We start from the raw sequence: 13,353 nt of genomic DNA on the forward strand, positions 1-13,353 counted from the left end.
TTAGACAATAATAAAGGTTTTGCGTCTTTGTTTTATACATTTTTGGCGTTACAGCTCCTTTTTGTTTTCTTTGCAGACTTTTTTCATACAACTATATCGTTTCTTTCGGGGCATCTAATGTATTTGATTAATAAAATATTGATATACTTGCGTTTTGGTTTTCGCTTTGATACCATCAAATACGTGCTTGGTTTGTGTTTGCTTACGTGGCAGGCGCAGGCGCAGTTGCCCAATGCCATGTTCAATGATTCTTTGCAAGTAAAACCTGCTGATGCACACAAGTTGTATTTTGGTTTTCGCAACCTGAATTATTTCAAAAACAATGAATATTTTGGTAAAATAGCGGACGGCTATACGCTTTTTGGCTATCAGCTCAACCCCAAACTGATTTATTTCCCGTCCGAAAATTTGCGGGTAGAAGCGGGGGCTTTTATTTGGAAAGATTTTGGCAATGCCAAATACACGAAGATTTTGCCAACGTTTTCGCTCAAATACCAACGCGATTCGCTCTCGTTTGTGTTCGGGAATTTGGAAGGTAGCTTGCAACATGGTCTGATTGAGCCGCTTTATGACTTTGAAAAAATAATGCTTGACCGTCTGGAAAACGGCGTGCAGTTTGCTTATAAACATCGCCGCGCGAAAGTAGAAACTTGGGTGGACTGGCAACGAATGTTGTACCCTGCGGGCAAGTATCAGGAAGAAATTTCGGGCGGTTTGGCTTCAGAAATTTATTTGTTGCGCAACAATGCGTGGCATATTGGCTTACCTTTACAGGCTACCGTTTTTCATAGAGGCGGCCAAATAGATTCGGTGGACAAGCCACTTACTTCCATTCTGAACGGTTCGGTTGGTTTGGCCGTTACGCGCCGTTTGCAACCTTCGGGTTTTTGGCGTGCCGTATCGGCGAATGTTTCGCATGTTTATTACGATAATTTTTCATTTGAAAAGCAATTGCCATATTCTAATGGCAAAGGTTTGTATGCTAATTTGTCGGTGGATACCAAACCTTTTACGCTGATGCTAAGTTACTGGAAAGGTGATAGTTATTTATCCACACGTGGCGGGGCTTTGTATCAGTCGGTGCAGCAGGCTTGGCGTGGCGATACCTTTTATCAATTGTCGGGGCAGAGCTTGCCGCTCATCGCCAATTTGGCCACCGAAAAAACAAGAGAGTTGTTAATAATAAGACTTTTGCATGAGTCCAAACTAATGAAGTGTGTTTATTTCTCGGCAAGATTTGAGCCTTTTTACGATTTGGCTAATAAAAAATTTGAATTTTCACACGGCCTTTATGTAACTTACAGGCAGAATTTTTTCTTAAAAACGATTACTGGTGAATAAAAAAATTTTACTCGCAATCTTATTGATTTTGGGGCTGTTGGCGGTATGGCAGCGCGAATTGATAGGCTATGGACTTTCGCAGGCCAAAGGGCAGTTTCTTATTGTGCAAGGCGCAAAGCCGATAGAGGACTATTTATCTAACCCTCAATTACCTGATACGCTGCGCGTTGGCTTGGAAATTGTGCAAGCTACACGCCGTTTTGCGTTCGATTCGTTGGGCGTTCCTGCTTCCGATAATTATACTACGTTTTATGATCAACACGGCAAAAACTTACTGTGGGTGGTTACTGCGTGCAAGCCTTACGAACTAAAGCCGAAGCAATGGGTCTTTCCATTTGTGGGCACTGTGCCGTACAAAGGTTTTTTTAACCACGATGCGGCATTGGCCGAAGAAGCCAAGCTCAAAGAAGAAGGTTATGAAGTGTTGGTGGAAGAAGTAAATGGCTGGTCGTCGTTGGGCTGGTTCAAAGACCCTGTTTTGTCGAATATGCTCAAACGCTCGGAAGGTGGCTTGGCGAGCCTGATTATACACGAACTCACGCACGAAGTTTTGTACGTGAAAGACAGCACTATATTTAATGAGAATTTGGCCACATTTATCGGCGAGCAAGGTGCGTTGCGTTTCTTGAGAAATAAATATGGCGCGAATACTTACGAATATCAACAGTATGCCAACAATCGTTCCGATTATTCAAAATACGCACAACATATATTGAAAGGTGCGGCCAAGCTGGACAGCCTTTACACGACGTTTTCGGAGCAAATGCCTGAGGCCGAAAAACAGCAGCTAAAACAATTGTGTATTGAGAATATTATTGCGCGTTTGGATACGGTTTCATTTCATTTCCCAGAGTTGTACCTGAACCATTTCGTACAGGGAAATTTGCCCAACAATACCTACTTTATGTCGTACCGTCGATATAGACTATATCAGACGCAATTTGAGGCAGAATTTAGGGGGCAATACCACGGAAATCTGAAATTGTATCTTGCGGATTTGGCAAAGAAATACCCACATTTATAAAATCTATAAAAAATAATCGAGTGAAAGCAATTTTTATCACATTCGCTATTGCGGTTGGTCTTACATTAGCAATAGGACAAATCGAAGGAGGTGCGTTGTTGCATCGCTATATATGGTATATGCACGGATATTTCTTTCTGATAGCTATTTTAGTACATTTTATAGTTGAATATGGCCTCAAACACTTCTCAGACCAAGCCTATTTGTTTTATTTGGGGGGGATGTTTACGCGGCTTTTTGTCTCGGTTGGTTTGCTTACCTTGTATTTGCTTTTCGGTACAGAGCCGCGCAGTGCAATCGTTGTCGGTACTGCAAACTTTCTTTTTCTCTATTTGTTGTATGCGCTTGTTGAAATTAAATCTTTTTTACATAACTTGCGCCAAAATTCGTGAAGCCAAAGTTTATCTATGAAAAACATTAATTTTACTCGTAAATATCTTACAAAAATCTGTCTATTGGCCATACTGAGTCTGTTCTCAATTTCAAACGTTTTTGCGAACGAAGAGCATGGAGAAGAAAAATTTAATCCAGGAAGTTTAATTTTACATCACGTAGCCGATTCTCACGAATGGCATTTTGCTACGATAGGTCATACACATATAACATTGCCGCTTCCTGTTATTTTGTATTCGTCAGATAAAGGTTTGGAAGTATTTTCATCAGGTAATTTTCATAATGATACGCATACTTTTGATGACTACAAACTTAACGAACACGACCATATCGAGTCTTTAAGCGGTAGAAGTTTCAAAGATTTTTCGATAACAAAAAACGTAGCGTCTTTGTTCATTAGTGCTATCTTATTATTGGTAGTATTTACAACTGTTTCGGCTGGCTACAAGAAAAACCCTAAAGGTGCACCAAAAGGTATTCAGTCTGCGTTTGAACCGATTATTGTATTTGTTCGCGACGAAATTGCTAAGCCAAATATTGGTGCAAAGCACGAAAAATTCCTTCCGTACCTTCTTACAGTATTTTTCTTTATTTGGTTTAATAACCTTTTGGGATTGATGCCAGGTGGAGCTAACCTTACAGGTAACATCTCTGTTACATTTGTATTGGCCGTTTTTACTTTTATTCTAACAACCATTAACGGTAACAAATCATATTGGGGACACATATTCAATACACCTGGTGTACCTTGGTGGTTAAAGATCCCTGTACCTTTGATGCCTGTTATTGAGTTCATTGGTATTTTTACTAAGCCATTCTCATTGATGATTCGTTTGTTTGCCAACATCACGGCGGGTCACATTATCATCTTGAGTTTGCTTGGCTTGATTTTCATATTCCAAAGCTATACAGTCGGCGCGGTGAGTAGTATTTTCGTAGTGCTTATGTCGTTCATGGAATTGCTGGTTGCTTTTGTTCAGGCTTACGTATTTACGCTTCTTAGCTCAATGTATTTGGGTAGTGCCGTAGAAGAGCATCATCACGAAGAAGGTCATGGCGGCCATCATTAATTCACTGAAAATCATTTGATTGTGCATTTATTGTAATTTTTGTTTAACTATATTTATAAATTTCAAGTATCATGTTGAATACATTATTAGAAGTAACAAGTACTTTAGGTCTTGCAGGTGCTGGTATCGGTGCTGGTCTTGTAGCGTTAGGCGCAGGTTTGGGTATCGGTCGTATTGGTAGCAGCGCAGCGGAATCAATCGCTCGCCAACCAGAAGCAGCTGGTAAAATTCAAGGTGCAGTAGTTCTTACAGCTGCTTTCATCGAGGGTGTATCTCTTTTCGGTGTGGTAGTTTGTTTGCTTATCGCCCTTAAATAATGGCAAAGTCCTGTGTCGCGCAACGCAAGTTCTAGACACAGGACTTAGTTTTTCAACACCCCCTGTTAAACAAAATTATTGACATCGTATAAAACAAAACCTCAAACTATTAGATAGATTATGGATTTAGTAACCCCCGGCTTAGGTCTGATATTTTGGCAAGCCCTTACTTTTATTATTGTTTTGGTTGTTTTGTCTAAAGTGGCATGGAAACCAATCCTTAACACACTTAAAGAGCGCGAAGAAACGATTGAAAGTGCTTTGAAAGCTGCAGATGCTGCACGTTCTGAAATGCAAGCATTACAAGCCAATAACGAAAAACTTTTGCAAGAAGCTCGTATTGAGCGCGACCGCGTTTTGCGCGAAGCAGAAACAACTGCAACTGCTATCGTAATCGAAGCAAAAGACAAAGCGAATGAAGAAGCAACTCGTTTGTTGGAAAATGCTCGTTTGGCTATCAACAACGAAAAAGCAGCAGCTTTGGCCGACATCAAAAATTATGTAGCTTCTCTTTCTATCGAAATGGCAGAAAAAGTATTGCGCAAAGAATTGGCTGACGCTTCTGCTCAAAAGAGCTTAGTAGAAGGCTATTTGCGTGATATGGACAAAAAGAACTAATAACAGTTCTTTCGTTAAATTTTTCTAAAAAGCATACAAAATGTCAGATATAAGAGTCGCTTCCAGATATGCAAAATCCTTACTGGAGTTAGCACAAGAACAAGGTGCGCTTGAGGAGGTAAACCGCGATATGCAGCTATTCACGAAAACTGTTCAACAAAATCGTGATTTGGCTATGGCTATCAGCAGCCCCATTATTCAGAATGCCAAAAAACAAGCAATATTAAAGGCTGTTTTTTTCGGTAAGGTACATAAACTCACCCTTGCTATTTTTGAGGTACTTTCTCGTAAAAATAGAGAGTCGTTCCTTCCTCTTATTGCCAAACAATTTGAAAGTCAATACGCAGAAAGTCAAGGCATTAAGATTGCGCAAATAGTTACTCCTTTTGCGCTTACGCCAGAGCTTCGTACCAATTTTGAGAAATTAGTTTCTCAAAAAACAGGCAGCAGCAAAGTTCAGCTTACCGAAAAAGTAGATACTTCCCTTATTGGTGGTTATGTGCTTAATATCGGCGATTTGCAAATAGATGAGTCAGTGAAGTCTAAACTTGCTGGCTTGAAAGTACAAATGCTTGACAAATCGTATGAGCATTTGATTTAGTAAAGAGTTTGGGCTCTTGCTATAATTTTAACTTTTGTATATTCAAAAAAATAATCTTTTTCTCCTCAATATATTATGGTAGATGTAAGACCTGACGAGGTTTCTGCGATTATCAGAGAGCAGTTAGCTGGTTTCAAGACTGAAGCAGAACTTGAAGAAGTGGGTACCGTCCTTCAAATTGGTGATGGTGTAGCCCGTATTTATGGACTTTCTAAAGCACAATCGGGCGAGTTGCTCGAGTTTTCTAATGGTTTGAAAGGCATGGTGCTTAACCTTGAAGAAGACAATGTAGGTACCGTACTTTTCGGTGATTATAGTGGTGTAAAAGAAGGTGATACTGTAAAACGTACTCGTAAAATCGCTTCTATCAAAGTGGGTAACGGTATGTGCGGACGTGTTGTTGATACATTGGGTAACCCAATCGACGGCAAAGGTCCTATCAGTGGCGAGCTATATGAAATGCCTTTGGAACGTAAAGCTCCAGGTGTAATTTATCGTCAGCCTGTAAACGAACCTTTACAGACTGGTATCAAAGCGATTGACGCGATGATTCCTATCGGTCGTGGCCAACGCGAACTTATCATCGGTGACCGTCAAACGGGTAAAACTGCCGTTGCGATTGACGCGATTATCAACCAAAAAGAATTTTTTGAAAAAGGCCAACCTGTATTCTGTATCTACGTGGCCGTAGGTCAGAAAGCAAGTACTATCGCTCAAGTAGTGAACGCACTTGAAAAAGGTGGTGCAATGGCTTATACGGTGGTTGTAGCAGCTTCTGCGGCTGACCCAGCTCCAATGCAATTCTTCGCGCCGTTTACGGGTGCAGCTATCGGCGAGTTCTTCCGCGACAGCGGTCGTCCTGCTTTGGTAGTATATGACGATTTGTCGAAACAAGCGGTAGCTTACCGCGAAGTGTCTTTGTTGTTGCGTCGTCCTCCAGGCCGCGAAGCGTATCCTGGTGACGTATTCTATTTGCACAGCAGATTGCTTGAGCGTGCTGCGAAAATCAACGCTTCGGACAGCATCGCACAACAAATGAACGATTTGCCAGAAAGCCTTCGCCCAATCGTAAAAGGTGGCGGTTCGCTTACGGCTCTTCCAATCATCGAAACACAAGCAGGTGACGTTTCGGCTTATATCCCAACTAACGTAATTTCGATTACTGACGGTCAGATATTCTTGGAAACAAACTTGTTCAACTCAGGTATCCGTCCTGCGATTAACGTAGGTATTTCGGTATCTCGCGTAGGTGGTTCGGCTCAAATCAAGTCAATGAAAAAAGTAGCTGGTACGTTGAAACTTGACCAAGCGCAATTCCGTGAATTGGAAGCGTTTGCTAAGTTTGGTTCTGACCTTGATGCTTCTACGAAATTGACTATCGAACGCGGTCGTCGTAACCTTGAAATCTTGAAGCAATCTCAATTCTCACCTGTTTCTGTAGAGCAACAAGTAGCGATTATTTATCTTTCTACAAACGGTTTGTTGGACAAAGTGCCAGTAAACAAAGTGAGAGAATTTGAGAAAAAATTTGCGGAAGTTCTTTCTGCTCAACACAGAGGTACGCTTGATGCGTTGCGTGCTGGTAAGCTCGACAAAGAGCAAACAGACGTGTTGCGCCAAGTAGCTCAAGATTTGTCTAAAGTGTACTAATTTTCTCATCATAGATAAAAGCAAAGTAGCTTGTAATGAGTTACTTTGCTTTTATTAACTAATTGAAGCCAATATGCCTAGCTTAAAGGAAGTCAGAAGCAGAATACAATCCGTAACCTCGACACAGCAAATTACCAAAGCCATGAAAATGGTGGCTGCGGCTAAGTTGCGCCGTGCGCAAGATGCTATTATGCAAATGCGCCCCTATTCGCAAAAACTCTCTGCGGTTTTGTCGAATGTGTCAGGTAGCGTAGAAGGCTCAGTAGAAAATCAGTTTGCGCAACAAAGACCCGTAAACAAACTCCTGTTGGTACTTGTTACTTCGGACAGAGGTTTGTGCGGTGCTTTTAATGCGAACGTCGTAAAATCGGCAATAGCGTTGTTGGCGGGCGAATACGCACACGTGGACAGAGCTAATGTAGAAATATTGTGTGTTGGTAAAAAAGGCTACGAACTTATGTCGCGTAGAGGCTTTAACTGTATCCCTGACTTTGTGGGTAGTTTTGCAAGCCTAAACTTTGATACTGTACGCAAAGCGGCTGAATTTGCCATGGGCGGATTTGCTTCTGGTAAATATGACAAAGTCGTGCTTATCTACAACGAATTTAAAAACGTGGCTACGCAAATTATCCGTGAAGAGCAGTTTTTGCCAATCGTAGAAACAGCCTCTAACGTTGATGCAACAGCTAAAGCTGGTAGCGCAAGCGTTGATTATATTTTTGAACCATCAGTAGAATATATCATAAACGAACTTATCCCTACGTCTTTGAAGATTCAATTCTACAAAGCTACGTTGGAGTCTAACGCCTCTGAAAATGGTGCGCGTATGACTGCTATGGATAAGGCTACTGAAAATGCTGGAGAGTTGCTCAAGCAATTGAAGCTCACGTATAACCGTACACGTCAGGCGGCTATTACTAAGGAAATCTTGGAAATCGTGGGTGGTGCAGAGGCTCTAAAAGCATCATAAGACTTGATAGTTTAAATAACACATTTCGATTATTCTGCCAAATTGCCTCGTCTGATTCTGATGAGGCAATTTTTGTTTTATACCCTTTCATTATCTTTTCCCCGAACAAATAATACTACTATGCAATTTTCCCAACAAGGCCCTTACCAAATTCAGGGCTTATCCTTAGAGGCTTTAGCCCAAGAGTACGGCACGCCGCTTTATGTTTATGATGCCGACATTATCGAAAGGCAGGTACAGAGCCTGCACACGGCTTTTGGTGGCCTAAAGCATCGCATCAAATACGCGGCAAAAGCCCTCACCAATCAGGCGATTTTGAAGCTAATGAATAAAAATGGCGTAGAATTAGATGTTGTTTCTATCGAAGAAGCCCAATTGGGTTTGCAGGCGGGTTTTGCTCCTTCGCAAATTCTTTATACGCCTAATAGCGTGTCTTTTAAAGAAATACAAGAGGCTGTGGCCTTGGGACTTACCATTAATATAGATAATATTTCGATTCTGGAACAGTTCGGGAACGCTTATGAAAGTTCCGTTCCGTGCTGTATTCGCATCAATCCGCACATTGTGGCGGGTGGCAATGCCAAAATCCAGACGGGACATATTGATTCCAAATTCGGCATTTCTATTTTGCAAATGAAACACGTGGCGCGTGTCGTGCGTAGCAGCAACATCAGGGTAGAAGGGTTGCACATTCATACGGGTTCGGAATTTTTGAATTCTGATGTGTTTTTGCAAGGTGCGGAGTTGGTGTTTGATGCGGCTACGGATTTCCCAGATTTGCGTTTTATTGACTTTGGAAGTGGTTTTAAAGTGGCTTACAAAGAAGGCGACCACGTAACAGATGTGATGGAATTAGGTCAGAAAATGACACAGGCTTTCAAACGCTTTTGTGCGGAATATGGCCGCGAACTGGAAATTTGGTTTGAACCAGGTAAATATTTGGTAAGCGAATGCGGCTATTTGTTGGCCAATGCCAATGTGGTGAAAACTACGCCTTCGTCCGTGTTTGTGGGTGTGGATACAGGTTTGAATCACCTTATTCGCCCGATGATGTACGATGCGTACCACGAAATTGTCAATATCTCTAACCCCGAAGGCGCAAAACGCATTTACACGGTGGTGGGTTACATCTGCGAAACGGATACGTTTGGCTACGACCGCAAACTTTCGGAAGTGCGCGAAGGCGATGTTATTGCGTTTTTGAATGCGGGTGCGTATGGCTTTAGTATGAGTTCTAATTATAACTCACGTTTGCGCCCTGCCGAAGTGCTGATTTATAAAGGCAAGGCACATTTGATTCGCCGTCGCGAGGTGCTGGACGATTTGTTGCGCACGCAAGTAGATTTTCAGGTATAGCCATATTCTAAACCAATATTAAGAGAACTTCATTTTGCTTTTAGATGAGGCTTCTATACATTTGGTGTGCCTAATATTGATTTTTTGACTAAGAAAAATATTATTATTTGTAATCAAAATGAGCAAAGCAAGCCTTTCTTTGGTAATACCGTGTTATAATGAATCGGGAAATATTCCTTTGATTTTCAATAAATTAGAAGAATTACTCACCCAACTTCCCGAAATAGAAATTTTGTTGGTCAATAATGGTAGCAAAGACAATAGCAAAGATGTGTTTGAGCAAGAACTCTCCAAAACGCCATTCAAGCAAATACGTGTAGTAGATGTGGCAGTGAATCAGGGTTATGGTTTCGGGATATTGTCGGGGCTGAAAGAGGCAACCGCTCCCGTGTTGTCTTGGACGCACGCCGATATGCAAACCGACCCAATGGACGTTTTGGCGGCTTTTCGCAAATACGAAAAAGCAAATAACAAAATGCTTTTGGTAAAAGGTACGCGCCTGAAACGCAATTTTGCCGATGCGTTTTTTACGTGGGGTATGCAGGTATTGGCCAGTGTTTTGTTGGCTGTTCCTTTGCACGACATCAACGCCCAACCCAAGCTGTTTAGCCGTGAGTTTTACGATAAATTTATGAAGCAAAATGCGCCGTTGGATTTTTCGCTGGATTTGTATGCGTTGTATTGTGCCAAAAAATATGGAGCTATCGAAACCGTTCCCGTTTATTTTAACAAACGAATACACGGCGAAGCCAAAGGCGGCGGCTCTTTCAAAACCAAAATTAAACTCATGAAGCGCACGTGGGCATATATGCTGCAATTGAGTAAAGAATTAAAACAAAAATAAAAGGGTTCAAGACTTTTTCTATCAATAAAATGCATAAAATAGCGCACCGCATCAATACCATTGAGCAACTTAAAGCACTCACAGACAAGTCTTTGGGCGTGGAACTGGATTTGAGATACGAAGGTAAAGACTTGGTACTTCACCACGATGCCTTACGAGCTGGTGACCTTCATTTTGAAGATTACCTCAAAGAATATCACCAAACTGGCACGATGATTTTGAATGTAAAAACGGAAGGAATTGAAGAAGAAGTATTGCGTTTGCTTCAAAAGTACAATGTTACAAACTACTTTTTCTTGGATTTGAGCTTGCCTTTTCTTATCAAATACATGAAAAAAGGTGAAAGCAAAATAGCCATTCGCTATTCAGAATACGAACCCATCGAATTGGCGTTGGCTTTTGCGGGGAAAATAGAATGGGTTTGGGTGGATTGTTTCAGCCATTTGCCGCTGGATAGCCACACGTACAAGCAACTCAAAGACGCTGGTTTTAAGATTTGTTTGGTAAGCCCTGAGTTGCAAGCACATCCTTTGGAATGGATAGAAACGTTCAAAAAGCAATTGGATGGCTTAGAAATAGATGCTGTTTGTACCAAAAAGCCAGAACTTTGGTAAAAAGTGAACCTAATCACTTACGCCCCTTACCGTTTCTGGAAAATGGCGTAAGTGATTAGCACTTGCATAATGCCCGAATAACCATCGCGAATCTGTGGCAGTCGCCAATTTACTTCCTCGAAGTCAGGTATATGCTCGTAGAGTATGGCCATTAGTGCATTGCGGTCTGCTTGGCCATAAAAACTGATATGTTGGCGGTTGTGTTCGTCGTAATGTACCCGAACTTCAAGGCTTTCCAACTCCCCAATTTCATTAATCACATTGTCCAGATTTATGTGATTATTGCAAATGAAATTCAACTCCAAATCTGGTTCTACACCTTCTATACCAGGTTCTGGCAACGGCACGCGACTGCTGAAACTCACAATAATATCGGCATAAATGGCTTGGGTTTGGATAAATTTCTTGCTGTCTTCTTCGCGTTGTTTGAGTTGAGTCAATACTTTTTCGCGCGAATAACCGCGTTTTTTCATGTCGCGGCGCACTTTCCAATGTACGCGCAAGGCCTCTTCGGGCTGCACGAATATTTTCAGGTCGTAGCGGTCTCTCGATTCTTTCAGATAAAAAGTATGCAATCCTTCAAAAATGACAAGTTTGGCCGGTTTGATAAATAGCGGCAAGGTAAACGTCCCTTTGTTGTGGTCGTAGTGTCGGCGTTGTACTTTGTTGCCTTGTACGAGCTGCCCCAAATCATATACGTCCGACTGCAAATGATTGGCCTGCGGGTTAAGATGCGTATATTCTTGCCATTTGTCGTGGCCACGTTCCCATTTGTGCATATCGTCGCCGCGTACAATGGTTACATTTTTCAGGTCAAGCACCTCGCCAATGGCTTGTGTCAGGCTGCTTTTGCCCGACCCAGAGTCGCCACCAATGCCCAACAAAAATGGCATTGTGCGCAATTTGTATTCCATGTTACGTTTTAGTCCTTTCTGATAAATCCATAACACATTGACAGCCAGTAATGTTTGTAGCACTGTGAAAGACATATACAGGATTTTGGGTGCAGGCAAACCTGTTTTGTCCATAAATCCATAAAAATTACTGCTGTTGCTGCTATGGTTATTGATTAACTGAAATACTTGTACATAATCCGACTGTGGTTGCACAAAGAAATACAGCAGATAGGAGGCGATAAATAGTCCAAAAACAATTTTGGGAGCTTCGTCTTCTTTCAGATAATAATAAATGAAGAAAGGAATAGACCAATAATGCCAGCCTTGCATCGGTGGCACAAAAAATAATATTACCCCGAAGGCAAAAGCCAAGAACATAATAAAAACGTCGCGGCTAAATGTCTTCATGGTAAGGCTACGCACCAATACTATCAACAATGCCGCAGGCACAGCATAAAGCACCAAGTTGGGCCCAAAAGGATAAGATACATCAAATATTTTGGCTTGTTCGGTGTTGGCATAAACCATTTTCCAGAAGCCTGCGCTGAAAGCAAAAGGCAGATTAAGCACAATAACCGTAGCGGCTATAATAGCGGCATAATAGCTTGTTTTGATGATGTTATCATTTTGCCGATAAAGATACAAGCAGTAAAAAGGCACAACCAGCACCATATTAAATTTGGTGGCAATGGAAAGCCCCAAAAAGATAGCCGAAATGATTACGCGTTCTCTAAAAAGCGTGTACAACGAGATGAAAAGTAGCGCAATCGGCAAAGAGTCCAATTGCCCGTGCACATAACTAATGTAAATGAGTACGGGATTGAGCCAATACCACCAAAGCAATTGTACGTGTGAACGTTTGAGCCATTGGCTTAAAATGTATAAAATGACGGTGTCGGCGGCCAATAGCGGCAAACGATACGCCAAAATAGCCAAATGCCCCACTTCGTTGTAGTTCCCCGACCAAAAAGGTGACAACAATACACGCGGTATGCTCAAAATATAAAGCATTAGCGGCGGATACGGAAACGCATTGGTGCTGCCTTGTGCTACAAAATAGTCGTAAGGATTTTGGAAACCACTTGATACATAATAGTTTACAAATGGGGCAAACAAATCTACCAAGTAATTGGAAGCCAGCGTAGAAGCCAATACCAATTTGATGAGAAACCCTATCAGAAAAATAGGAGACATCAGGACGGTATAGCGAAAAAAACCACGTTGGTCGTAAACCAAAAATTTAAGACGTTGGGATAAAGTGTTGTGTTGGGCATTATTAAATACCCAGAATCGCGTTCCGATAAAGTTTATAATCGTAGTGAGAATAATGGAAAGTAAATTGCCCAAGGGTTTATACACTCCGATTTTGTCCACGACGATGTACAAGAACACAAGCCCACAAATCAGCGAACACAAATAGACGGTGGCGTATTTCCACCAATCATTTTTGGACGCTGTTTCGGCATTGAATGTCCATTTTTTATTAAAAAAATATCCCACAACAACCCCAACCAAAAAGCCAGTAGCCGAAGCCGCCAAATAATTTATATCCAGCAATTGGAGCAGTGCATAAAACGTACTGTAATTGACGGCTGTACTAAAGCCACCGACTACTGCAAACCGCAATATTTGTTGGATAATAGGACTTTTGAGGTTCAT

At 41.6% G+C, this 13,353-nt stretch carries 13 protein-coding genes; 12 read left to right on the plus strand and 1 reads right to left on the minus strand.

Going from position 1 to position 13,353, the window contains the following annotated elements; all coding sequences use genetic code 11:
• Nucleotides 1-138 precede the first annotated feature (138 nt).
• The 12 genes from BM090_RS07160 (at nucleotide 139) to BM090_RS07215 (ending at nucleotide 10,798) form a co-directional block, all read left to right on the plus strand.
• Nucleotides 139-1,341: a hypothetical protein gene (locus BM090_RS07160; RefSeq protein ID WP_143083908.1), complete on the plus strand. Its 1,203-nt coding sequence runs from the start codon at nucleotides 139-141 to the stop codon at nucleotides 1,339-1,341.
• On the plus strand, nucleotides 1,334-2,365 hold the full coding sequence (locus BM090_RS07165) for an aminopeptidase (RefSeq protein WP_177199860.1): 1,032 nt from the start codon (nucleotides 1,334-1,336) through the stop codon (nucleotides 2,363-2,365). Before BM090_RS07160 ends, BM090_RS07165 begins: the two co-directional genes overlap by 8 nt.
• A gap of 20 nt (nucleotides 2,366-2,385) precedes the next feature.
• On the plus strand, nucleotides 2,386-2,757 hold the full coding sequence (locus BM090_RS07170) for a hypothetical protein (RefSeq protein ID WP_091509958.1): 372 nt from the start codon (nucleotides 2,386-2,388) through the stop codon (nucleotides 2,755-2,757).
• A 15-nt stretch (nucleotides 2,758-2,772) separates the two neighbouring features.
• Nucleotides 2,773-3,828, plus strand: a complete 1,056-nt coding sequence (gene atpB / locus BM090_RS07175) for a F0F1 ATP synthase subunit A (RefSeq protein ID WP_091509961.1) — start codon at nucleotides 2,773-2,775, stop codon at nucleotides 3,826-3,828.
• 71 nt (nucleotides 3,829-3,899) lie between these two features.
• Nucleotides 3,900-4,145 (plus strand): ATP synthase F0 subunit C, encoded by a 246-nt coding sequence (gene atpE / locus BM090_RS07180; protein WP_091509965.1) that lies wholly within the window; start codon nucleotides 3,900-3,902, stop codon nucleotides 4,143-4,145.
• Nucleotides 4,146-4,265: 120 nt separating this feature from the next.
• Nucleotides 4,266-4,763: a F0F1 ATP synthase subunit B gene (locus BM090_RS07185; RefSeq protein WP_091509968.1), complete on the plus strand. Its 498-nt coding sequence runs from the start codon at nucleotides 4,266-4,268 to the stop codon at nucleotides 4,761-4,763.
• Nucleotides 4,764-4,803: 40 nt separating this feature from the next.
• A complete protein-coding gene (gene atpH / locus BM090_RS07190) occupies nucleotides 4,804-5,364 on the plus strand; it encodes an ATP synthase F1 subunit delta (protein ID WP_091509971.1) in 561 nt (186 codons plus the stop codon).
• Nucleotides 5,365-5,439: 75 nt separating this feature from the next.
• Nucleotides 5,440-7,014 carry a F0F1 ATP synthase subunit alpha gene (gene atpA, locus BM090_RS07195; protein ID WP_091509974.1) on the plus strand — a complete coding sequence of 525 codons (1,575 nt, stop codon included), beginning with the start codon at nucleotides 5,440-5,442 and terminating at the stop codon, nucleotides 7,012-7,014.
• Between the two features lie 73 nt (nucleotides 7,015-7,087).
• Nucleotides 7,088-7,984: an ATP synthase F1 subunit gamma gene (gene atpG, locus BM090_RS07200; protein WP_091509977.1), complete on the plus strand. Its 897-nt coding sequence runs from the start codon at nucleotides 7,088-7,090 to the stop codon at nucleotides 7,982-7,984.
• Nucleotides 7,985-8,104: 120 nt separating this feature from the next.
• On the plus strand, nucleotides 8,105-9,340 hold the full coding sequence (gene lysA, locus BM090_RS07205) for a diaminopimelate decarboxylase (RefSeq protein WP_091509981.1): 1,236 nt from the start codon (nucleotides 8,105-8,107) through the stop codon (nucleotides 9,338-9,340).
• Nucleotides 9,341-9,458: 118 nt separating this feature from the next.
• Entirely contained in the window at nucleotides 9,459-10,184 is a 726-nt protein-coding gene (locus tag BM090_RS07210; RefSeq protein WP_091509984.1) for a glycosyltransferase family 2 protein, read from the plus strand.
• A gap of 29 nt (nucleotides 10,185-10,213) precedes the next feature.
• A complete protein-coding gene (locus BM090_RS07215) occupies nucleotides 10,214-10,798 on the plus strand; it encodes a PI-PLC domain-containing protein (RefSeq protein WP_091509987.1) in 585 nt (194 codons plus the stop codon).
• A gap of 26 nt (nucleotides 10,799-10,824) precedes the next feature.
• Here the strand turns inward: BM090_RS07215 and BM090_RS07220 are convergent, their stop codons facing one another.
• Entirely contained in the window at nucleotides 10,825-13,353 is a 2,529-nt protein-coding gene (locus tag BM090_RS07220) for a GtrA family protein (protein ID WP_091509991.1), read from the minus strand.

Source organism: Flexibacter flexilis DSM 6793 (genome assembly GCF_900112255.1).
Taxonomy (GTDB): Bacteria; Bacteroidota; Bacteroidia; order Cytophagales; family Flexibacteraceae; genus Flexibacter; species Flexibacter flexilis.

Bases quoted from the DNA above. Each gene is read 5' to 3' on its own strand.
- BM090_RS07215 (WP_091509987.1), top strand. From the start codon at position 10,214: ATGCATAAAATAGCGCACCGCATCAATACCATTGAGCAACTTAAAGCA.
- atpA (WP_091509974.1), top strand. From the start codon at position 5,440: ATGGTAGATGTAAGACCTGACGAGGTTTCTGCGATTATCAGAGAGCAG.
- BM090_RS07185 (WP_091509968.1), top strand. From the start codon at position 4,266: ATGGATTTAGTAACCCCCGGCTTAGGTCTGATATTTTGGCAAGCCCTT.
- atpH (WP_091509971.1), top strand. From the start codon at position 4,804: ATGTCAGATATAAGAGTCGCTTCCAGATATGCAAAATCCTTACTGGAG.
- BM090_RS07210 (WP_091509984.1), top strand. From the start codon at position 9,459: ATGAGCAAAGCAAGCCTTTCTTTGGTAATACCGTGTTATAATGAATCG.
- atpG (WP_091509977.1), top strand. From the start codon at position 7,088: ATGCCTAGCTTAAAGGAAGTCAGAAGCAGAATACAATCCGTAACCTCG.
- lysA (WP_091509981.1), top strand. From the start codon at position 8,105: ATGCAATTTTCCCAACAAGGCCCTTACCAAATTCAGGGCTTATCCTTA.
- atpE (WP_091509965.1), top strand. From the start codon at position 3,900: ATGTTGAATACATTATTAGAAGTAACAAGTACTTTAGGTCTTGCAGGT.
- BM090_RS07220 (WP_091509991.1), bottom strand. From the start codon at position 13,353: ATGAACCTCAAAAGTCCTATTATCCAACAAATATTGCGGTTTGCAGTA.
- atpB (WP_091509961.1), top strand. From the start codon at position 2,773: ATGAAAAACATTAATTTTACTCGTAAATATCTTACAAAAATCTGTCTA.